This is a genomic window from Trinickia sp., from assembly GCF_051953955.1.
GTDB lineage: Bacteria > Pseudomonadota > Gammaproteobacteria > Burkholderiales > Burkholderiaceae > Trinickia.
The window spans coordinates 1-18,617 of record NZ_JBQCIF010000128.1; the positions used below are offsets into that span (position 1 = coordinate 1).

Here is an 18,617-nt window from a genome sequence, read left to right on the forward strand (position 1 = left end):
TTCCGTGATAGCGCCCCCTTCGATCGCTTCGGCTATGCAGTTACACCCCATATCCCGAAGCCCGCATCAACCGCCGCGACAGCTCGCCCTCCAAACCTTCGGTGGAAAACTGTGCACGCAGTCTCGCATCTTCGCGGAGGGTTACGCCGCGGTGCATGGCCACGATGAGTGCGAACAGAGCCACGAGAAACATAGGTATGCCAAGCATCATCTTGCTCCTGGTTAATTGGGCCGGATGGGATGCCGAGAGACGGCCGGACCAAAAATCGGCCTCTTGCTCTGCATCATTTGGTCGATACGCATAACCCGGGCCAGGAGGACGCCGTGATCGCCGCCTCGACAAAGCAAGATCAGGGGGCAGCGTACCGGCGAGCCCGTCAAACGAACCGCCACCCGATCGATCCCAGCGCGCCGTAATCGACATGGAACACGTCGCCGCGGGCCGCGGGCGTGGGGCGCGTGAACGAGCCGGCGAGCACGACGTCGCCTTCATTCAATTGCTCGTCATAGGGCGCGATCTTGTTCGCGAGCCAAGCAACGCCGGCAGCAGGATGATTCAGCACGGCAGCCGCGAGCCCCGTTTCTTCGATCACGCCGTTCTTGTGCAGCAGCGCACCGACCCACCGGAGATCGACATCGCTCGGGCGAACCGGACGGCCGCCGAGCACGATGCCCGCATTGGCCGCGAAATCGCTGATCGTGTCGAACACCTTGCGCATCGCGCGAGTTTCGCGGTCGTACTGCTCGATCCTCGCATCGATGATTTCGACGGCCGGAACCACGTAGCGCGTTGCCGAGAGCACGTCGAACAGCGTCACGTCCGGGCCTTTCAACGTCCTTTCGAGGATGAATGCCAGCTCGACCTCGACGCGCGGCGCGATGAACCGCTCGATCGGAATGTCGCCGCCGGCCTCGAAGAACATGTCGTCCATCAGCGGGGCATAGTCGGGCTCCGTGATCTGGCTCGCCTGCTGCATTGCGCGCGACGTCAGTCCGATCTTGCGCCCCTTGATCCGGCGCCCGTCCGCGAGCTCGAGCTTGACCCACTCGCGCTGAATCGCGTAGCCGTCCTCGATCGTCATCTCGGGATATCGGCCCGAAAAGTGCCGCAGTTGCGTGCGCGTCTTGCGCGCTTCGTAAAGCGCTCGGGCGAGCGCGGCAATCGTAGCTTGGGCAAGCATGCTTCAGCCTCGTTCGAACAAAGGATGCAGCGAGCTGCTGCGCGAATTGAACACTTCGCGCCCCTCGTCGATCTGCAACGTAATGCCGATATGCCGTGTCGAAAGCAGGCCGGCGAAGTGCCTTTTGACGCAGGCGTCCAATGCCTGGCCGACGGCCTGTTGCACGGCCGGGCTTCTGCCGCTCGCCATGCGCAAGTTCAAGTAGACGAACGCATATTCGCCCGAGCCGCCGGCAGCGCGTCCCGCCTGGCCGCCGTCGGCGACCACGTAGTGCGTGGCGGGCGAAGCGAGGACGCGCACGCCACCCACGGGAAACACGGGCCGCCCCGCGTCGTCGCGCTGGGCGATCATGGTCTCGGCCAATGCGGCGCATAGCGCCTGCATGTCCGTGCCACCTTGTTCGATCGGCCGGTCGAGGTTGGGGGTATAAAAGATCGTCAAGTGGGGCATGCCGATTTCTCCGAATCGATGACTACAGCCGTGGAAACGCGCGGTATTGCGATGCCGTCGAGCTTTCCGGATTGGGGATGGCACCGCCGTCTTGCGGCGTCACGGGAAATACCGCATTGATCTGGCCGGTGCCCGATGCGCCGAAGTACGGCGTCAGTATGTCGGCGCGACCGTCGTAGGCGGACCAGCCCAAGGCGCCGACCATCATGGCGGTATCGTGCATGAAGCCTTCGCCGTGCCCTTTCACCGCGTATTCGGGCAGCATCTCGCAAAACGTTTTCCACTCGCCGTGCCGCCACATTTCCACGACTTGCCGGTCCAGCATTTCGAGCAGTGGGCTCCAAATCTTGAACGCGTATTCGGGCGCGAGCCCGTTCTGCGCGAAGCGGTGGCTCAAGCTGCCGCTCGCGAGAAACGCGACTTTGCCGTCGTAGTGCCGTTCCACCGCCTGCCGCATCGCCCAGCCGAGACGGGCGCTATCGTTCAAGTAGTGCGACGTGCATAGCGCCGAAACGGACACCACCTTGAAGTGCTGATCGGCATTCATATAGCGCAGCGGAACCAGCGTGCCGTATTCCGGTGCGAGCGTCGTGGCATCGTGGGCCAGCGTCTCGATGCCGTATTCGTTGCACGCTTGCGCGAGCTGCGTCCCGAGTTCCGGGTTGCCGTGCGCTTCATAGGGCATGTTGCTGATGAAATGCGGCAGCTCGTTGCTCGTGTAGCGCCCTTTGAAGTGCGCCGCACAGTTGATGTGGTAGTTCGCGTTCACGAGCCAATGGGTGTCGAATACCACCAGCGTGTCCACGCCGAGCTCGCGGCATCGCCGGGCGATTTCGATGTGTCCGTCGATCGCATCCTGGCGCGTTCCTTTGCGCTCTCCGTCGAATTCGGAAAGATACATCGATGGAACGTGTGTGATTTTCGCTACGAGTGCGAGTTCGCCCATAGCCGTCTCCAAAGGTTCGATGTGGCCTGCTATCGCATCAATGCGCGGCACCCCAGCGAGGGATGGGATGCGAACCGAGCGAGACGCAGACGTTCTTCGGCTCCAGGAATACCTCGTAGCTCCACGTGCCGCCTTCGCGGCCGACGCCCGACGCCTTGGTGCCGCCGAAAGGCTGACGCAGATCGCGCACGTTCTGGCTGTTCACGAAGCACATCCCGGCCTCGATCGCGGCGGCCACGCGCAGCGCCCGGCCCGCATTCTCGGTCCATACGTAGCTCGACAAACCGTAGGCGACGTCGTTGGCGAGGCGAATCGCTTCGGCTTCGTCGTCGAATGGGATGAGGCACGCGACGGGGCCGAAGATTTCTTCCTGCGCGATGCGCATCCGATTGTCGACGTCGACAAAAACCGTCGGGCGCACGAAGTTGCCGTGCTTCATCGCGTCGGGAACGTCGGGTGCATCGAGCCCGCCGCATGCGAGCGTCGCGCCTTCTTTCGAGCCAAGCGCGATGTAGCTTCTCACTTTCGCGAGGTGGCCCTGGCTGATCATCGGCCCGATGATCGTCTTTTCGTCCAGCGGATCGCCGACGACGATGCGCTTCGCACGCTCGACGAAGCGTTCGGCGAACGTCGCATAGATCGAGCGCTGCACCAAGATGCGCGAGCCCGCCGTGCAGCGCTCGCCATTGTTCGAGAAAATCATGAACACGGCCGCATCGAGCGCGCGCTCGATATCGGCATCGTCGAAGATCACGAAGGGCGACTTGCCGCCCAGCTCCATCGAGAATTTCTTCAGGCCCGCCGTCTGCACGATGCGATTGCCCGTCGCCGTCGATCCCGTAAACGACACGGCGCGCACGTCCGGATGCGCGACGAGCGGCTCGCCCGCTTCCTTGCCGTAGCCGTGCACGACATTGAGCACGCCGGCGGGAATGCCGGCTTCGAGCGCAAGCTGCCCGAGCATTGACGCCGTGAGCGGCGACAGCTCGCTCATCTTGAGCACTGCCGTGTTGCCGAAGGCCAGACACGGAGCGACTTTCCACGTCGCCGTCATGAACGGGACGTTCCACGGCGAGATCAGCGCGCAGACGCCTACCGGATGAAAGAGCGTGTAATTCAGATGGGTCGACGTGGGATAGGTATGCCCATCGACGGCGCTGCAAACTTGCGCGAAGTAGTGGAAGTTGTCGGCGGCGCGAGGCACGAGTTGCTTGCCGGTCTGAGCGATCGTCTGTCCGGTGTCCTTCGTTTCCGTGACGGAAAGCTCGGGAACGTTCTTCGTGATCAATTCGCCGAGTTTGGCGATTGCCTTTGCGCGCTCGGCGGCGCTCTTGCCCGCCCATGCGGGAAAGGCCTGCTTCGCTGCCCGCACGGCAAGCTCAACTTCGTGCGCGCCACCGCTTGCGACTTCGGCCAGTACCTCCTGCGTCGCCGGATCGACGGTTTCGAAGTAATCGCGCCCCGTGTGCGGGCGCCCGTCGATGAGATGCTCGATTCGCATGATCAGCCCTTGTGGATGTCCGAATGAGGTTCAGCGGCCGAAGTCGGCGTCGGGCGCAAGCGTATTGACGAGGCGGCCGAGGCCGTCGATCTCGCAGACCACTTCGTCGCCGGCGTTCACGTTGACGACGCCTTCGGGCGTGCCGGTCAGAATCACGTCGCCCGGCGCGAGCGTCATGAAGCCGCTCAGGTATTCGATCAGCGAGGGCACGTCAGCGACGAGATCGCGCGTATTGCCTCGCTGTTCGAGCTTGCCGTTGACGAACGTGCGCAATTCGAGCGCATGAACGTCGGCGACGTCGGCGGCATCGACGAACCAAGGCCCGAGCACGGTGCCGCCGTCGCGGTTCTTCACGCGCAGGTTCGGGCGATAGTAGTTCTCGAGATAGTCGCGAATCGCGTAGTCGTTCGCGATCGTGTAGCCGGCCACGTACTGCATCGCGTCCGCTCGGTGTACGCCGCGGGCCGGGCGCCCGATCACGACCGCGAGCTCGCATTCGTAATGCATGAAGGCGACGCCGGCGGGGCGGCGCGTCACGCCAAGATGGCCGATGACGCTGCCGGGCCCCTTCAGGAAGACGAGCGGCTCCTCCTGTTTCGAGAACGAGAGCTCCTTCGCGTGATCGGCGTAGTTCAAGCCGAGGGCGACGATCGTGCCCGGCTCGAACGGGGCGAGCCACACGAGTTCGTGCTCGTCACGCACCCGGCCGTCGGCCAGTCTCACCCGATCGCCTTCGGGCGTGGCTTCGTGGATGGCGCCGGCATAGGCGACGCGCGCTCGCATCATGCCATCGCTCCTTTTGCGGGTGCTTGCATGGCCGGTGCGATGAACTCGATTCGCAGCGGTGGCCAGTTTGCAATGCCGAGCGTCGCGTGCGTGTTCGCTGCGGCCACGGGGGCGCCGTGCGGTACGCCGAGCGTGATGACGTCGCCCGGCGACAGCGTCATGAAATCGGTCACGTCCGCCAACAACCGCGCGACCGCGCGAATGCAGGTCGAGGTACTCGCGCTGAAGCGCGGCTGGCCTTCGACGTCCACCGTGATCGCGAGCCGGTCTGGGGCGGCGACGTGGTGCCGAGCGACGATGGCAGGACCGACGACGCAAAATCCGTCGCGAGCGCGAAAGCGGACGGACGGCCGATACACGCTCGCATGCGGCACGCTCAAATCGGCGACCAGCGTATATCCAGCCACGTAGTCGAGCGCCGTATCGACGCTTACGCGATGAGCGGTCCGGCCGATCACGATGCCGAGCGATGCGCCGACCTGCACGCCTTCATCGCTGGGCACGACGATGCGCGCGCCGTGCCCGGCGAGCGTGTTGCGCGGCTTCAAGTAAAGAATCGGCGCATGGGGCGGCGCCTTGTACGGCGGGGCGTTCACGGCGTCGCCGAGCGCCGCCAATGCCTCGCGGTCGTTGAGCAGCGTGCCGTACACCGCGCCGCTCACCGGCGGGCGGCAGCGCTCCCCGCCCGCGAGCAGCGCCGCCGCCGCGCAGGCATCCACATCGCGCGGCAAAGACTCGCCCTCGATGTGCAGTAGATGGTCCGTCACAGAGAACATGACTCGCGCCGTCCCCGCAAAATCACTAATATGTTAGTAATTCTGCGATTGATAGGATTCAGCGTCAACGCCTTCTTGCGGCGCTGCGGGTTTTCACGGGGGTTCCCCGGTTCTCGAGCGGGTTTTCATGTCTCATTCGTCCATCGATGGCGGTCTGCACCGCAATCTGCCTATGTTGCTCCTGCGCGCGCGCGAAAAGATGATGGAGCGGTTTCGTCCGTTGATTACCGCGCATGGCTTGACCGAGCAGCAGTGGCGCGTGATCCGTGCGCTCGACGAAAAGGGGCCGCTGGAACCTAGGCATATCTCCGATCTGTGCACGATTTCGAGCCCCAGCATGGCCGGCGTGCTCTCGCGCATGGAAGCGTTGGGGCTCGTCACGAAGGCGCGCTTCACGGACGATCAGCGCCGCGTGCTCGTTTCGTTGACGCCCAAGAGCGTCGGCCTCGTCCGCCTGCTCTCGAAAGATTTGGAAGCGGAGTACCGCGCCATCGAGCAGGCGGTGGGGGCCGACGTGGTCGCGCAGGTATACGGCGCCGTCGATGCGCTGCTTGCCGGTCTCGATTAGGCCTAGCGTGGGCGAGGAGGGCTTGGGCGCCCGCGCCGGCACGCGGATCCGACTGCGCGTATACATGAATTGAACTTCTGTTGCGCATTCATATCATGCATGATAGTGCATGACCGCCCCGGGTCGCTGCTCGATTCCCCTTGCGAGAACTCTCGATGAGCGCCTTTTCCCTCACGTCCGCGGACACGCAACGTTCCGATGTCATCGCCTATCCGCGGTGGCGCGAATTGCTGGGCGAGGTCTATGGGCTGCGCTGTGAGCCTGCGTTCAGGGACCCTTGGCAGTCCGCCATCGACGTCTGCGATTTCGGCGAGGTGAAGGTCGCACAGGTGTGCATGAGCCGCCAGACGTTGGCGCCGCGGTGCCGAATGGAAGTCAACGAAGACAACCTTTTCCTGAAGCTCGTGACCGGCGGCCGCGCGACGTTCGAGCAGAACGGCGAGCAGCACGGTTTTTGTGCCGGGAATCTCGTGATCGTCGATCCGGCGCGCCCGTTCGTCGAATCGGTCGAGGAGGGAACGCAACTCGTCGTGCTGACGTGCCCGAAAGCGGCGCTGCGCGAGCGAGGCTACCGCAGTCAGCTCAATCACTGGGTCTCGCCCGATCCGGAATCCGCCGACGTGCGGATGGTTCTCGACATGGTTCGGCTCATGGCGTCGTATCACCGCAGGCTCGAAGCGAGCACTCGGGCACTGCTGAGCCGGCAGATGCTGGACCTCATGGAAGTCGTGATGACCCGCGGCGCCGCCTCGGCGCAGGGGCGCACGAGCGAGGCCGTGCGCTATCGCGTGAAGCGCTATATCGCCGAACATCTCGGCGAGGAAGGGCTCGACGCCGCGTCGATCGCGAGCGGCGTGGGGCTTTCGATCAGCTATTTGCAGCGCTTGTTTCGCGAAGAGGGCACCTCGCTGATGCGGTGCGTGTGGAATCAACGGCTCGAGCGCGCACGGGATCTGCTGCGGCCGTCCGCGCCCGACCGGTTGCGTGTCGACGTCGTCGCGTGGCGCTGCGGGTTTTCGAGTGCGGCGCACTTCAGCCGGCTTTTTCGGCAGCATTATGGGTTCAGCCCGCGCCAGTTCCGCGAAAGCCCGGAGGTCGCCAACACGGCATCCATGGCGGGGGGCACGTTTTAGACAAGAAATAGAAGAAATCCGGACAATTTCGGCGCGCTCGATTCGCCGATGATGATTGCACCCGCGGCCGATCCGCAATACCTGGCCGCTCGAACCGCAACCAAACAGTCCGGAGTCGACTATGACGGATGCAGTAGGCCAAGCAGGTTGGCTAGGGAAGGTGTTTCTCGGCGATTGGGTCGAGGGCCGTGGCGGCACCGCGCCCGTCATCGAGCCCGCGACAGGCGATTCGCTCGCAACGAGCGGGGTTGCGTCGCTCGAGGACGTCGATGAAGCCGCGCGCCGCGCGCACATCGCCCAGCAGGCCTGGGCGGCATTGCCGTTCGACAAACGCGCTGCCGTCTTCCACGAGGCGGCAAGACTGCTCAAAGCCCGTGCGGCTCGGTTCATCGATTGGAACGTCCGAGAATGCGGTTCGATCGTGCCGAAGGCGCAGTGGGAGCTCGATGCGACGTACGAGCAGCTGCTGATGGCCGCCGCATTGCCGATGCAGCCCGACGGCCTGCTGTTTCCGTCGGCCATGCCCGGGCGCACGAACCGTTGGCGGCGCATTCCCGTCGGCCTCGTCGGCGTCATCGCCCCATGGAACTTTCCGTTGTTGCTCGCGATGCGCTCGGTTGCGCCGGCGCTCGCGCTCGGCAACGCCGTTCTGCTCAAGCCCGACTTGCAAAGCGCGATCACGGGCGGTGCGTTGATCGCCGAGCTGTTCGCCGATGCGGGCTTGCCGCCGGGCGTCCTGCAGATGCTGCCGGGTGGCGCATCGATCGGCGATGCCATCGTCCGGCATGGAGCGGTGGACATGATCTCGTTTACCGGATCGACGGCGGTCGGCCGTCAAATCGGCGAAATCTGCGGCCGGATGCTGAAGAAGGTTTCGCTCGAGCTTGGCGGCAACAACGCGATGATCGTGCTCGCCGATGCAGACGTCGACCGGGCCGCATCGTGTGCGGCATGGGGCGCATTCCTGCATCAAGGTCAGATTTGCATGCAGGCGGGACGGCATCTCGTTCACCGCAGCGTCGCCGCGGCCTACGTGGAAAAGCTGGCGGCGCGCGCGGCGCGGCTGACTGTCGGAGACCCAGCCAAAGGCCCGGTCCACATCGGCCCGCTGATCAACGAGCGCCAAGCCGAACGCGTGGAGCGCGTCGTGCGCGAATCGGTCGAAGCCGGCGCGACGATCGTGGCCGGCGGCAAGCGTAACGGGCGCTACTTCGAGCCGACCGTGCTCGATGGTGTGACGGTGAAAATGCCCGCATTCAGCGAGGAGATTTTTGGGCCCGTCGCGCCCGTGACCGTGTTCGACTCCGACGACGAAGCGCTCGAGCTCGCGCATGCGAGCGACTACGGCCTGGCTGCCGCCATTCATTCCCGCTCGCGCTCGGCCGCCATGGCCATCGCCACGCGCTTGCGGGCCGGCATGGTGCACATCAACGACCAGACCGTCAATAACGAACCTCACGTCCCGTTCGGCGGCATGGGGGCATCGGGTAATGGCGGCCGCTTCGGCGGGCCCGCGAACGTCGAAGCATTCACCGAAACGCAGTGGATCAGCGAGCTCGATTCGCCGATCGAATATCCATTCTGAATTCACGGCGCAATGACGCGACGATGACAGGTAGCAGTCAAAAAAAGACGGGAGACAGACAGTGAAGCTTGATGAAAAGCCGGATACGTTGCGGGGGGAGATGCTCGCGCAAGCGGAGGATGCGATCTTCCGAGGCAAGATGACGCGCCGCGATTTCATGCGCGTGGCCGCGGCGGCGGGCCTTTCGGCCGCGACCGCCCAGGTCTACGCAGACGAAGCGAAGCGCGCCGTGGAGAACCAGCGGCGCAACGCGCGTGCGCTCAAAGGCGCGTACGACTATGTGATCGTCGGTGCGGGCTCGGCCGGTTGCGTCGTGGCATCGCGATTGTCGGAGGACCCTTCCGTCAGCGTGCTGCTGATCGAGGAGGGCGGCTGGAACGAGCAAAAGAGCATCGAGGACCCGGCGCTGTGGCCGGCCAACATCGGCACGCCTTCGAGCTACGTCTACGAATGCGTCGATGCGGCGCATTGCAACGGGCGCACGATTCCGCTGCCGATGGGGCGCGGAATGGGAGGAGGCAGCGCCATCAACGTGATGGTCTGGGCACGCGGGCACAAAGCCAACTACGACGAGTGGGCCGAGATGACCGGCGATCCGCAATGGAATTACGACTCCGTGCTTTCGATCTATCGAAAAATCGAGGACTGGCAAGGGCCGTCGTCACGTTGGCGCGGCAAGGGCGGCAACGTGTACGTCGAAAAGCTGCCCAACCCGAATCCGATCGCCCCCGCCATGATGGCCGCGGCGGCCAAGGCGGGCGTTCCCTCGACGGACGACATCAACGGCGAAGCGATGGAAGGACCGGGGGCCTGCGGAATCGCACAGGCATTGATCAAGGACGGCCGCCGTCACACCGTTTTTGCAGCCTACCTCCGTCATGCGCTCGCACGCCCGAACCTGACCGTGCTGACCGATTCGACCGTCGTGCGAATCGATCTCGACGGCGACCGGGCCAGCGCCGTTCGCTTCGTTCATGGCGGTCATGCGCGAGGCGAAAAGCGTGTCGCGGCACACAAAGAGATCGTGCTGTCGGCCGGCACCGTCGGGACGCCCAAGATTTTGATGCTGTCCGGTATCGGCGATGCCGCGGAACTGCGCGGCTTGGGCATCAAGCCGGTCGTGCATTCGCCGAACGTCGGCCGCAACCTGCGCGACCACATTTTGCTCGGCGGTTGCGTTTGGGAATACAAGGATGCGCTCCCGCCGCGCAACAACCTCGCGGAATGCACGTTCTTTTGGAAGAGCGACGAGCGGCTCAAAGCACCGGATTTGCAGCCGTTTCAGATCGAGGTGCCTTTCGTGACGGACACGATCGCGAAGCAGTATCCGATGCCGAAATCGGCATGGACGCTTGCGCCGGGCCTCGTTCAACCGAAAAGCACGGGCCGCGTGAAATTGACGTCGCGCGATTTCCGCGCCTCGCCGAGCGTCGATCCGAACTATCTCGCCGAGCCGGATGACATGAAGGCGTTGATGCGATGCGTTCAATTGTGCCGCGAGATCGGCAATTCGCCGGAGATGGCCGAGTTCGTCAAACGCGAGATTGCACCGGGTCCGCTCGGGGCCGCCGACCAGGCGAATTTCATTCGCAATGCGACAGGCACCTACTTTCATCTCGTCGGTAGCTGCGCGATGGGCAGCGATGCCGGCAGCGTCGTGGATTCGAAGCTGCGTGTGCGCGGCGTTCGCGGATTGCGCATCGCGGATGCGTCCGTGATGCCGAATATCACCACGGGCAACACGATGGCGCCCAGCGTGATCATCGGCGAGCGGCTCGTGCAGATCGTCCGCGCTTAGCGGTGGTGGCAGCGGCGCTCGCCTGACGCGCGATGCTCCGCCGCCGCCCATCAATTTCCCCGTAACGACACCGGGTGCGACGCCGACGCACCGGACATGCCACGGCCCAACGCCGTTCGGCAGGGGAGCGCATCGGCGTCGATCAACAAGAGGAGACGAAGGCAGATGAAGACGAACCGAAAGAAGGGCCGGCGCGTGCAGCGCGCATGGGCGGCGGCCATGCTGGCGTTTGCCGCGGTGGCGGCCAAGCCGGCCATGGCGATCGACGTGGACGCCGGTGATTACACGGCTTTACCGGCAGGAACGAATCTGGGGTTGCTTTACTATCAGCATGTCGAGCGAGATCGCATTTATGCGGGCGGGCGTCAAGTCAGCGGCGGAAGCCTCGATTCGGATGTCGGTATCGCCCGTTACGTCCATTACATGAAGCTCGGCAATTTCACGGTCGATCCTCAATTCCTGCTGCCGTTCGGCACGCTTCGCGGGAGGAACAACTTGAGCGCGCTCGGTAATACGACGGGCGTGGGCGACCTCATCTTGGCCGCGACGGTATGGGTATACAACGATCCCGGCAGTCATCGCTACCTTGGCATCACGCCGTTCATCTACGTGCCGACAGGCAGCTACAACGGCAACCGCGCCTTGAACCTCGGAGAAAACCGCTGGAAGTTCGCTTTGCAGGCGGGATACATCACGCCGCTCGTGGACCGCTTCACGCTCGATCTCGTAGGCGACGTCACGGTCTTCGGTCACAACACCGACTTCACGGCGGCGCATGCGACGATGACCGAGGATCCGCTCGTGCAGATGCAAGCCTGGCTGCGCTACAACGTGACCGATACCTTCGACGTCCGGGCAGGCTTGTCGTATTCGATGGGTGGGCTTACCCATGTCAACGGCGTATCGCAAGGCGACCGGGTCAATACGTCGAAGTTCTCGGTCGGGTTTGCGTGGTTTCCGGCCAAGACTTGGCAGGTGTTGGGCACGTACGGCAACGATATCTCCGTCCATAACGGGCCGATGGAATCGACGCGCGTCAATCTTCGCGTGATGAAGATCTTCTGACGCTGACCAGCCGGGAGCGAGGCGGCGCAGGCATCGAGCGTGCTTTCTCTGCTCGGTGTGCGGTCCTGCATCGAGCCGGGGCCGCCTCGCCAGGAAGCGCCAGATGATTCTCGAGCACATTCATGCCCGGCTATGGGATAGCCTCGCCACTGCCGCCATCGAGCAATGCTCAGTGCGAGGCACCGAACAACTGCATGACCACGCCGCGCAGCCAGCGGTTTCCAGCCTCGTGGTGATACCGCGCATGCCAGTGTTGCCGCACGGCAAAACCGTCGACGGGAACCGGGCACGCATGGACGGCGAGATCGTTGGCCTGCGCGAGCGTTTCGCCGATATGGCGCGGTAGCGTGGCAATCAGGTCGGTCGTCTGGATGATCGTGCCGAGCCCGAGGAAGCCCGGCAACTTCAGCACCACGTCGCGTTCGATTTGCTCGCGTGCGAGCGCTTGTTCGAGAAGCTGTCCGCCCGTGCCCGATTCGACGAGGACGTGTCCCTCCGCACGATATTGCTTTGGCCCCAGCCGCCCGCGCACTCGCGGATGATGACGATTGGCCAGGCACACCCAGTCCTGAAGATACAGCTGTTGCTGGTAGATGCCGCCGCTGAGCCAGGGCACGTGGCCGATCGCGAGATCCGCCTCCCCCGATTCCAAGGCGCGCTCGGTATTGCCGTCGATGCTCGCCGCTTCCAGCCGGATGCCCGGTGCCTGCGCACGAACGTGCGCGAGCAGCCGCGGCAGGAGCGTGATGTGGCTAGCGTCGGTCATGCAGATGCGAAACCGCCGCTGCGCAGTCGCCGGATCGAACGCGACTTCCCATGCAACGAAACGACGCAGCGATTCGAGAATTTGCCGGCAAGGCCCGATCAAGGCGTCGGCCTGAGGCGTCGGCGCCATGCCGCCTGGCGTGCGGATGAACAGCGGATCTTGCAGGCACTCGCGCAGATGCCCGAGCCAGATGCTGATCGTAGGCTGACTTTGCCCGAGCTGCTGCGCGGCGCGCGTGACGCTGCGCGTGTCGTAGAGGAGATCGAACAGCTGAAGCAGCTTCAAATCGGGCAGGTCGGTCGGCATGGCAGCTCACCGTGTGGTGTGTGGTGTGTGGCAAGAACGTCATTATTGCGCTACGCAATGACGACATTGTAGCCATTGCATTGCCGATATGACCGGCGGCTCCTATCGTGCCTCTCTATGTCAAGGAGATGCAGATGAAGATTGCCATTCTGGGGGCCGGCGCACTGGGTTGCGCGATCGGCGCCGCGCTCACCGAAGGCGGGCACGAGACGTGGCTGCTGGACCGTTCCGCCACGCACGTCGAAGCGATGCGTCGCGATGGTTTGCGCGTCGACGACGCCTCCGGCTCACGGCGCGTCAAGGTGCGCGCGGCGACGTCGGCGGCCGAGATCGGTGCCGTCGAGCTCGTCGTCGTGCTCGTCAAATCGTTCCATACCGAGGCAGCCATGCGCGGCGCGCTGGCGCTGATCGGGCCCGACACGCTCGTGCTGTCGCTGCAGAACGGCCTCGGGCACGAGGACATTTTGGCCGACGTCGTCGGCCGCGAGCGCGTCCTCGCCGGCAAGACCTACGTAGGGGGCGTGCTGCGCGGCGCGGGCCATATCGAGTCCGGCGTCGTCGGCAAGTTCACCTATATCGGCGAGCTCGACGGCCGTATCACGCCGCGCGTTCAGGCGATCGCCTGCGCCTTCGAGGCCGCCGGCCTCGCCACGACGATCAGCGACAACATCGTCGGCACGATGTGGGACAAGCTGTTGGTGAACGTCGCGACGGGCGCGCTTACCGGGGTCACCGGCCTGACGTATGGGCAGCTCTATGACGAACCGCTGTTGAAGGCAACCGCGCTGGCAGCCGTGGCCGAGGCGATCGCCGCCGCGCGTGCCGCAGGCGTGACGCTGTCGATGACCGACCCGGAACAGGCATGGACGCTCGCCGCCGAAGGGCTGCCGACGGCTTTCAAGACGTCGATGCTGCAAAGCCTGGAGAAGGGCACGATCACCGAGATCGACTTCATCAACGGCTCGGTCGTGCGCTGGGGGCAGCGTCACGGCGTGCCAACGCCGGTCAACGCGACGCTCGTTGCCTGCATCAAGGGCATCGAGCGCGCCATGGCCGACCGTCGACGCGAGGGGGCCGACGCGTGAATACATCGAAAGCCTATCTGGAACACGTCGCCATCTGGGTGAAGGACATCCATTGGCATATCCGTTTTTTCGAGGAAGTCCTCGGCATGACGCTGCGCGAAGTGGACGGCACGCTCGACGCTCCACGGCAGTACTGGACGCTCGGCGGCCTGCAGTTCATCCACGCGCCCGACCATGACGGACCGGAAGGGCGGCTCGCGCATCTCGGCGTGATGTGCGAAGACTTGGAGGCCGCGCTCGCCGCGGCACGACGATTCGAAGTCGTGGAAATGCCGCAGGGCCGCAACTGGCTTCGCCTGCCGGACGGCCTCGCCGTCGAACTGATTCAAGCCAGGCCCGCGTCGTGCGTCGCGCAGGCGCTGGCGATCAACCCGCGCGCCTAAGGGACGACCATGACGATCGCTGAAAAATACTGGGACGATGCCCGCGAGGGCGACGAGTGCACGAGTCCGACGTACACGGTGACCCGTGCGCGCATTCTCGCCTACGCCGACCTCACAGGCGACCATACGCCCGTGCACGTCGATGAAGATTACGCGAACGCCAGCCACTTCGGCTGCCTCGTTGCGCACGGCTTGTTCGGTCTATCCATCGCCGATGGCCTGAAGACGCAGAGCGACTATCGCTTCTTGCCGGGCATGTCGCTCGGGTGGACCTGGGATTTCTTGCTGCCCATCAAGGTCAACGACGTACTGCACGTCAAGTTTCGCGTGGGTTCGATGCGGGCAAGCAAGAGCCGCCCGGGCTGGGGCATCGTCGTGCTCCCGTCGGAGCTGATCGATCAGGATGGGCAGGTGGTCCAGCATGGCGAACATCGCCTGATGGTGCCGCGGCGCCCGGGAGCGTTCTAATGCAAGCTCGCCCGCTCGAAGGCATTCGCGTCGTCGATTACAGCCACTTTCTCGCCGGGCCTTACGTCGGCCGGTGTCTCGCCGCGTTGGGCGCGGAAGTGATCAAGGTCGAGCGCCCCGGCACCGGCGATGCCGGACGCCAGCACGCGACCGTGCTCGACGACGAGCAAAGCGGCTATTTCCTGCAGCTCAACATGGGCAAGCGCGGCGTGAGCGTCGACATGAAGGACGCGCGCGGCAAGGCATTCATGCAGCGCTTGTGCGATTCGGCCGACGTCTTCATCGAGAACTATCGGCCGGGTGCGTTGAGCAAGCTCGGGCTGGGCTACGACGAGTTGTCGACGCGCAATCCGGGCCTCGTTTATTGCTCGATTTCCGCCTACGGACACACCGGTCCCGATGCACATCGTGCCGGTTTCGGCCTGATCGCCGAGGCCAAGAGCGGCATCATGCAGATGGTCGGCACGCCGGGCGAGCGGCCGCCGCTGCTGCGAGTCTCGCTGGGCGACATGTACACCGGCATTCATGCGGTGGCGGCCATCAACGCCGCGCTGCTCGGGCGCGTGAAGAGCGGCCGCGGGCAACATATCGACATGGCGCTGTACGACACGCTCGTCTCGATGCACGAATACGCGGTGCAGTGCTACACGCTCCAAGGCGTGTTGCCCGAGCAGACGGGGCACGACATGCCGACTTCGACGCTCTATGGCGTGTTCCGCGCAGCCGATGGCGACATCGTGATCGCCGCGCAAGTCGACGACGCATGGAAGCGTTTCGCTGCGCTGATCGAGGCGCATGGCGGCCCGGCGGGCTTTGGCGGCGAGACGCGATTTCATGACAGCGTCGGGCGCAACGCGCACCGCATGGACATCTTGTCGGTGGTGGAACCGTGGGTGGCCGCGCGTTCCTCGGCGTCTGTGCTCGAGTTGCTCGATCGCATCGACGTTCCATGCGCGAAGGTGCAGCGCATCGACGAGGTGCTGGCCGATCCGCAGATCCAGGCAAGAGGCATGGTCGTCGAGCAGCAGCATCCGCGGTATGGGACCTTGCGCCTGCCCAACCTTCCGTTCCGGTTTTCCGATTGCGATACGACGATTCGGGACGTTGCCCCTGATCTCGGGCAGCACAACGCCGAAGTCGCGCGTGCGCTGGGATTCGATGCGGCGGAAATCGACGCGATGCAGGCCGATGGCGTTCTCTATTCGAAAGCGAGCCAACGATGACTGACCAATACGCGGTGATCGGCAATCCGATCGGGCACACGAAGTCGCCTCTGATTCACGGTCTCTTCGCGCAAGAGACGCGGCAAAACCTGCGCTATACGGCCATCGAAGGGCCGCTCGAGCCGGAAGGCGCTTTCGCCGATGCCGTGCGCTCGTTCGTTGCGAGCGGCGGCAAGGGCATCAACATCACGGCGCCGTTCAAGCTCGCAGCGTTCGCGATGTCGGACGAGCGCAGCGAGCGCGCGGAGCTGGCCGGCGCGGCCAACGCGCTCAAGTTCGAGGGCGGCCGCATTTTGGCGGACAACTTCGACGGCATCGGACTCGTCCGCGATATCGAAGTCAATCTCGGTGTCCCGATGGCCGGCAAGCGCGTGCTGCTGCTCGGCGCGGGCGGCGCCGCTCGCGGTGCCTTGCTGCCGTTTCTCGAAGCGCTACCGGCCGATCTCGTCGTCGCCAATCGCGACGTCGACAAAGCGCGTGCACTCGTCGCGCAGGTTGCGAAACGGGGCTCGCTCGTGGCCAGCAGCTACGCGGATCTCGCTCGGATGGGGCGTTTCGATCTGGTGGTCAATGCAACCTCGGCGAGTTTGACCGGCGACTTGCCGCCGGTTCCGCCGAGTGTGTTCAGCCCCCGCGGCACGGCCTATGAGCTCGCTTACGGCAAGCGTTTGACGCCTTTCCTCCGGCTCGCGAAAAATGCGGGCGTGCATGGGATGGCGGATGGCGTCGGCATGCTGGTCGAGCAGGCGGCCGAGGCGTTTTTCTGGTGGCGCGGCGTGCGTCCGGAGACGCGCTCAGTGATCGATCGGCTCGCCGTGCCGTTTGATTGAGTGCGCCATTACGCTCGGAATTGCCTCGCGTATTCAGGGGCGGTCCAACAAAACGGCAGCACGCCGGCACTGCGCCGCGTCTCGCGCACGCGAAAGCGGATCACACGCTGCGCGCCCTCGAATTCGTTCAGCACCGAGCCGCCCCACACGATTTCGGCGTCGGCTGCCACATAGAGCACGTCGCCGGTTTGGAAGTCGAGAAACAGCAGGCCCGCTCGCGGCGACGTCACGAGGTTGCCGATCGTGTTCAGAAACCGGTTGCCGGCGTAATCGGGTATCGCAAACGTCCTAGCGTCTTCGACATGCACGAAGCCCGGCATTCCGCCTCGATGCGAGACATCGACGCCGCGTGCCGCACCGGCGTCGGGCGCATCGTGCATGGACGCAATGAACAACGTATCCGCGCGTGCGAGCAAGGCACGGTCCTCGTCGGACAACGTCGAATGCGTCAGTGGCACCGATGTGTCAGCGCGTGCGGGAAATCCCGTCCATTCGGGTGTACGGGCTTGGATGTACTTCGCGCAGTTGCCGAAGCTCTGGCTCACCGATACGGTCAGCGTGGCATCGTCTGTCGCGGTGACGATGCCGTTGATCCGGTTGCGTCGCCGCGTGGGCAGCTCGATGCCGAGGCCACCGAACAGCGCGCCGGGGTGCCACGCGCCCGCCAGCGGATCGCCGGGCAGCGTCGTGCCTGCGATGCGCAGGGTCCGCGAATCGGGCGATGAGACGAAGCCCGGTTGACCGATTCGAATCGTCGCCCAAGGTTGTCCGGCGTGATCGGCGCCTCCGACGATCATGAACGGCAACTGCGCATAGAACAGCCTGTGCTGGTCCGGCATGTAGTCCCGGATGCTGCGGCCGGCCGAATCAGCTGATCCGGTGAAGCCGGCCCGTGCTTGCGCTTCTCGCTCGCCCGCATGAAACGGCGAATCGCGATGGGGCGAATTCAGTTCGACGATGGTGGTGTCGATCATGTTCGGCTCCGGTGCGGTCAAACCCGTTGCGGTGCATCGGCCAGCAGGTCCGCCTTCGGCTTCGTGGACGGCAACGCGACGAAGCCCGGGAGCGCCTCGATGCGACGCAGCCATGAGCGAAGGTTCGGATAGGGGGCGAGCGATACGCCGCCCTCCGGCGCGTGGGCGATATACGAATACGCTGCGATGTCGGCGATCGTGGGGTGGTTTCCGATCGCGAATGGCTTCGATGCCAACTCGGGCTCGATCAGGTCGAACAGCTTGGCGGCGATGGCTTGCGCGGCCTGCACGTCGAGTCTTGCACCGAAGACCGATGCCAGCCGTGCGGCAGCGGGGCCGTAGGCGATCGGTCCGGCCGCGAGCGAGAACCACCGTTGAACCGCCGCGGCGCCTTGCGCATCCTCCGGTAGCCAGGAAGTATCGCCATACGTTTTGGCGAGGTAGACGAGGATCGCGTTCGAATCGCAGAGCACGAGTTGGCCGTCCTCGATCACCGGGACTTGCCCGAATGGGTTCTTGGCAAGAAATTCCGGGCGGCGGTTTTCCCCGGCGGCCATGTTGATGAGCCTTACGTCATAGGGCAAGCCGAGCAGTTCCAGAAAGAGCCGAACTCGATGCCCATGGCCCGAAAGCGGCGTCGTGTAGAGAACGATGGGTAGGCGCGGCTGCTTGCGTGCGGCGGACATGGCGGGTCACTCCGGGGTGCTGTTGCGTTCGCTTCTTCGATGATTGGCGCCAAGCGTACCTTTCATTGGTTTCTCGCATAAGATGGATAATCGATGTTTCTCTGTCC

The 18,617-nt window shown here is 64.4% G+C and carries 19 protein-coding genes; 10 read left to right on the forward strand and 9 right to left on the reverse strand.

Going from position 1 to position 18,617, the window contains the following annotated elements:
* Positions 1-377: 377 nt before the first annotated feature.
* The 6 genes from hpaH to ACTHNZ_RS24305 are packed head-to-tail and all read right to left on the reverse strand — an operon-like array spanning position 378 to position 5,640.
* Positions 378-1,181: a 2-oxo-hept-4-ene-1,7-dioate hydratase gene (gene hpaH, locus ACTHNZ_RS24280; RefSeq protein ID WP_440545143.1), complete on the reverse strand. Its 804-nt coding sequence runs from the start codon at positions 1,179-1,181 to the stop codon at positions 378-380.
* A gap of 3 nt (positions 1,182-1,184) precedes the next feature.
* Positions 1,185-1,631, reverse strand: a complete 447-nt coding sequence (locus ACTHNZ_RS24285) for a 5-carboxymethyl-2-hydroxymuconate isomerase (RefSeq protein WP_440545144.1) — start codon at positions 1,629-1,631, stop codon at positions 1,185-1,187.
* 22 nt (positions 1,632-1,653) lie between these two features.
* Positions 1,654-2,577 carry a 3,4-dihydroxyphenylacetate 2,3-dioxygenase gene (gene hpaD, locus ACTHNZ_RS24290; protein ID WP_440545145.1) on the reverse strand — a complete coding sequence of 308 codons (924 nt, stop codon included), beginning with the start codon at positions 2,575-2,577 and terminating at the stop codon, positions 1,654-1,656.
* 37 nt (positions 2,578-2,614) lie between these two features.
* Complete coding sequence (hpaE, locus tag ACTHNZ_RS24295) at positions 2,615-4,078, reverse strand: 5-carboxymethyl-2-hydroxymuconate semialdehyde dehydrogenase (RefSeq protein ID WP_440545146.1); 1,464 nt, start codon at positions 4,076-4,078, stop codon at positions 2,615-2,617.
* A gap of 30 nt (positions 4,079-4,108) precedes the next feature.
* Positions 4,109-4,864, reverse strand: coding sequence for a fumarylacetoacetate hydrolase family protein (locus ACTHNZ_RS24300; RefSeq protein WP_440545147.1), 756 nt, complete (start codon positions 4,862-4,864; stop codon positions 4,109-4,111).
* Positions 4,861-5,640 (reverse strand): fumarylacetoacetate hydrolase family protein, encoded by a 780-nt coding sequence (locus ACTHNZ_RS24305; RefSeq protein ID WP_440545148.1) that lies wholly within the window; start codon positions 5,638-5,640, stop codon positions 4,861-4,863. The genes ACTHNZ_RS24300 and ACTHNZ_RS24305 overlap by 4 nt, the downstream gene beginning before the upstream one ends.
* A 172-nt stretch (positions 5,641-5,812) precedes the next feature.
* Between ACTHNZ_RS24305 and hpaR the strand changes: the two genes are divergently transcribed.
* The 5 genes from hpaR (at position 5,813) to ACTHNZ_RS24330 (ending at position 11,789) form a co-directional block, all read left to right on the forward strand.
* Complete coding sequence (hpaR, locus tag ACTHNZ_RS24310; RefSeq protein WP_440545177.1) at positions 5,813-6,208, forward strand: homoprotocatechuate degradation operon regulator HpaR; 396 nt, start codon at positions 5,813-5,815, stop codon at positions 6,206-6,208.
* Positions 6,209-6,363: 155 nt separating this feature from the next.
* Positions 6,364-7,341, forward strand: coding sequence for a helix-turn-helix domain-containing protein (locus ACTHNZ_RS24315; protein WP_440545149.1), 978 nt, complete (start codon positions 6,364-6,366; stop codon positions 7,339-7,341).
* A gap of 121 nt (positions 7,342-7,462) precedes the next feature.
* On the forward strand, positions 7,463-8,926 hold the full coding sequence (locus ACTHNZ_RS24320; RefSeq protein WP_440545150.1) for a benzaldehyde dehydrogenase: 1,464 nt from the start codon (positions 7,463-7,465) through the stop codon (positions 8,924-8,926).
* A 61-nt stretch (positions 8,927-8,987) separates the two neighbouring features.
* Positions 8,988-10,724, forward strand: coding sequence for a GMC family oxidoreductase (locus ACTHNZ_RS24325; RefSeq protein WP_440545151.1), 1,737 nt, complete (start codon positions 8,988-8,990; stop codon positions 10,722-10,724).
* 165 nt (positions 10,725-10,889) lie between these two features.
* Positions 10,890-11,789 carry a transporter gene (locus ACTHNZ_RS24330; RefSeq protein ID WP_440545152.1) on the forward strand — a complete coding sequence of 300 codons (900 nt, stop codon included), beginning with the start codon at positions 10,890-10,892 and terminating at the stop codon, positions 11,787-11,789.
* 169 nt (positions 11,790-11,958) lie between these two features.
* Here ACTHNZ_RS24330 and ACTHNZ_RS24335 read toward each other — a convergent pair whose 3' ends face one another.
* A complete protein-coding gene (locus ACTHNZ_RS24335) occupies positions 11,959-12,861 on the reverse strand; it encodes a LysR family transcriptional regulator (protein WP_440545153.1) in 903 nt (300 codons plus the stop codon).
* Positions 12,862-12,995: 134 nt separating this feature from the next.
* On the opposite strand from ACTHNZ_RS24335, the gene ACTHNZ_RS24340 reads away from it, so the two are divergent.
* The 5 genes from ACTHNZ_RS24340 to aroE are packed head-to-tail and all read left to right on the forward strand — an operon-like array spanning position 12,996 to position 16,850.
* Complete coding sequence (locus tag ACTHNZ_RS24340; RefSeq protein WP_440545154.1) at positions 12,996-13,946, forward strand: ketopantoate reductase family protein; 951 nt, start codon at positions 12,996-12,998, stop codon at positions 13,944-13,946.
* Entirely contained in the window at positions 13,943-14,329 is a 387-nt protein-coding gene (locus tag ACTHNZ_RS24345) for a VOC family protein (RefSeq protein WP_440545155.1), read from the forward strand. Before ACTHNZ_RS24340 ends, ACTHNZ_RS24345 begins: the two co-directional genes overlap by 4 nt.
* Before the next feature lie 9 nt (positions 14,330-14,338).
* A complete protein-coding gene (locus ACTHNZ_RS24350) occupies positions 14,339-14,797 on the forward strand; it encodes a MaoC family dehydratase (protein ID WP_440545156.1) in 459 nt (152 codons plus the stop codon).
* Positions 14,797-16,020, forward strand: a complete 1,224-nt coding sequence (locus ACTHNZ_RS24355) for a CaiB/BaiF CoA transferase family protein (RefSeq protein ID WP_440545157.1) — start codon at positions 14,797-14,799, stop codon at positions 16,018-16,020. The genes ACTHNZ_RS24350 and ACTHNZ_RS24355 overlap by 1 nt, the downstream gene beginning before the upstream one ends.
* Entirely contained in the window at positions 16,017-16,850 is an 834-nt protein-coding gene (gene aroE / locus ACTHNZ_RS24360) for a shikimate dehydrogenase (RefSeq protein WP_440545158.1), read from the forward strand. The genes ACTHNZ_RS24355 and aroE overlap by 4 nt, the downstream gene beginning before the upstream one ends.
* A gap of 8 nt (positions 16,851-16,858) precedes the next feature.
* On the opposite strand, the gene ACTHNZ_RS24365 is transcribed toward aroE, so the two are convergent.
* Both ACTHNZ_RS24365 and ACTHNZ_RS24370 read right to left on the reverse strand, forming a co-directional pair.
* Positions 16,859-17,824 carry a pyridoxamine 5'-phosphate oxidase family protein gene (locus ACTHNZ_RS24365; protein WP_440545159.1) on the reverse strand — a complete coding sequence of 322 codons (966 nt, stop codon included), beginning with the start codon at positions 17,822-17,824 and terminating at the stop codon, positions 16,859-16,861.
* Between the two features lie 17 nt (positions 17,825-17,841).
* Positions 17,842-18,510: a glutathione S-transferase family protein gene (locus tag ACTHNZ_RS24370; RefSeq protein ID WP_440545160.1), complete on the reverse strand. Its 669-nt coding sequence runs from the start codon at positions 18,508-18,510 to the stop codon at positions 17,842-17,844.
* Positions 18,511-18,617: the final 107 nt, after the last annotated feature.

Excerpts from the sequence above, each read along its gene's own strand:
- hpaH (WP_440545143.1), bottom strand. The coding sequence starts at position 1,181 with ATGCTTGCCCAAGCTACGATTGCCGCGCTCGCCCGAGCGCTTTACGAA.
- ACTHNZ_RS24285 (WP_440545144.1), bottom strand. The coding sequence starts at position 1,631 with ATGCCCCACTTGACGATCTTTTATACCCCCAACCTCGACCGGCCGATC.
- hpaD (WP_440545145.1), bottom strand. The coding sequence starts at position 2,577 with ATGGGCGAACTCGCACTCGTAGCGAAAATCACACACGTTCCATCGATG.
- hpaE (WP_440545146.1), bottom strand. The coding sequence starts at position 4,078 with ATGCGAATCGAGCATCTCATCGACGGGCGCCCGCACACGGGGCGCGAT.
- ACTHNZ_RS24300 (WP_440545147.1), bottom strand. The coding sequence starts at position 4,864 with ATGATGCGAGCGCGCGTCGCCTATGCCGGCGCCATCCACGAAGCCACG.
- ACTHNZ_RS24305 (WP_440545148.1), bottom strand. The coding sequence starts at position 5,640 with ATGTTCTCTGTGACGGACCATCTACTGCACATCGAGGGCGAGTCTTTG.
- hpaR (WP_440545177.1), top strand. The coding sequence starts at position 5,813 with ATGTTGCTCCTGCGCGCGCGCGAAAAGATGATGGAGCGGTTTCGTCCG.
- ACTHNZ_RS24315 (WP_440545149.1), top strand. The coding sequence starts at position 6,364 with ATGAGCGCCTTTTCCCTCACGTCCGCGGACACGCAACGTTCCGATGTC.
- ACTHNZ_RS24320 (WP_440545150.1), top strand. The coding sequence starts at position 7,463 with ATGACGGATGCAGTAGGCCAAGCAGGTTGGCTAGGGAAGGTGTTTCTC.
- ACTHNZ_RS24330 (WP_440545152.1), top strand. The coding sequence starts at position 10,890 with ATGAAGACGAACCGAAAGAAGGGCCGGCGCGTGCAGCGCGCATGGGCG.
- ACTHNZ_RS24335 (WP_440545153.1), bottom strand. The coding sequence starts at position 12,861 with ATGCCGACCGACCTGCCCGATTTGAAGCTGCTTCAGCTGTTCGATCTC.
- ACTHNZ_RS24340 (WP_440545154.1), top strand. The coding sequence starts at position 12,996 with ATGAAGATTGCCATTCTGGGGGCCGGCGCACTGGGTTGCGCGATCGGC.
- ACTHNZ_RS24350 (WP_440545156.1), top strand. The coding sequence starts at position 14,339 with ATGACGATCGCTGAAAAATACTGGGACGATGCCCGCGAGGGCGACGAG.
- ACTHNZ_RS24355 (WP_440545157.1), top strand. The coding sequence starts at position 14,797 with ATGCAAGCTCGCCCGCTCGAAGGCATTCGCGTCGTCGATTACAGCCAC.
- aroE (WP_440545158.1), top strand. The coding sequence starts at position 16,017 with ATGACTGACCAATACGCGGTGATCGGCAATCCGATCGGGCACACGAAG.
- ACTHNZ_RS24365 (WP_440545159.1), bottom strand. The coding sequence starts at position 17,824 with ATGATCGACACCACCATCGTCGAACTGAATTCGCCCCATCGCGATTCG.
- ACTHNZ_RS24370 (WP_440545160.1), bottom strand. The coding sequence starts at position 18,510 with ATGTCCGCCGCACGCAAGCAGCCGCGCCTACCCATCGTTCTCTACACG.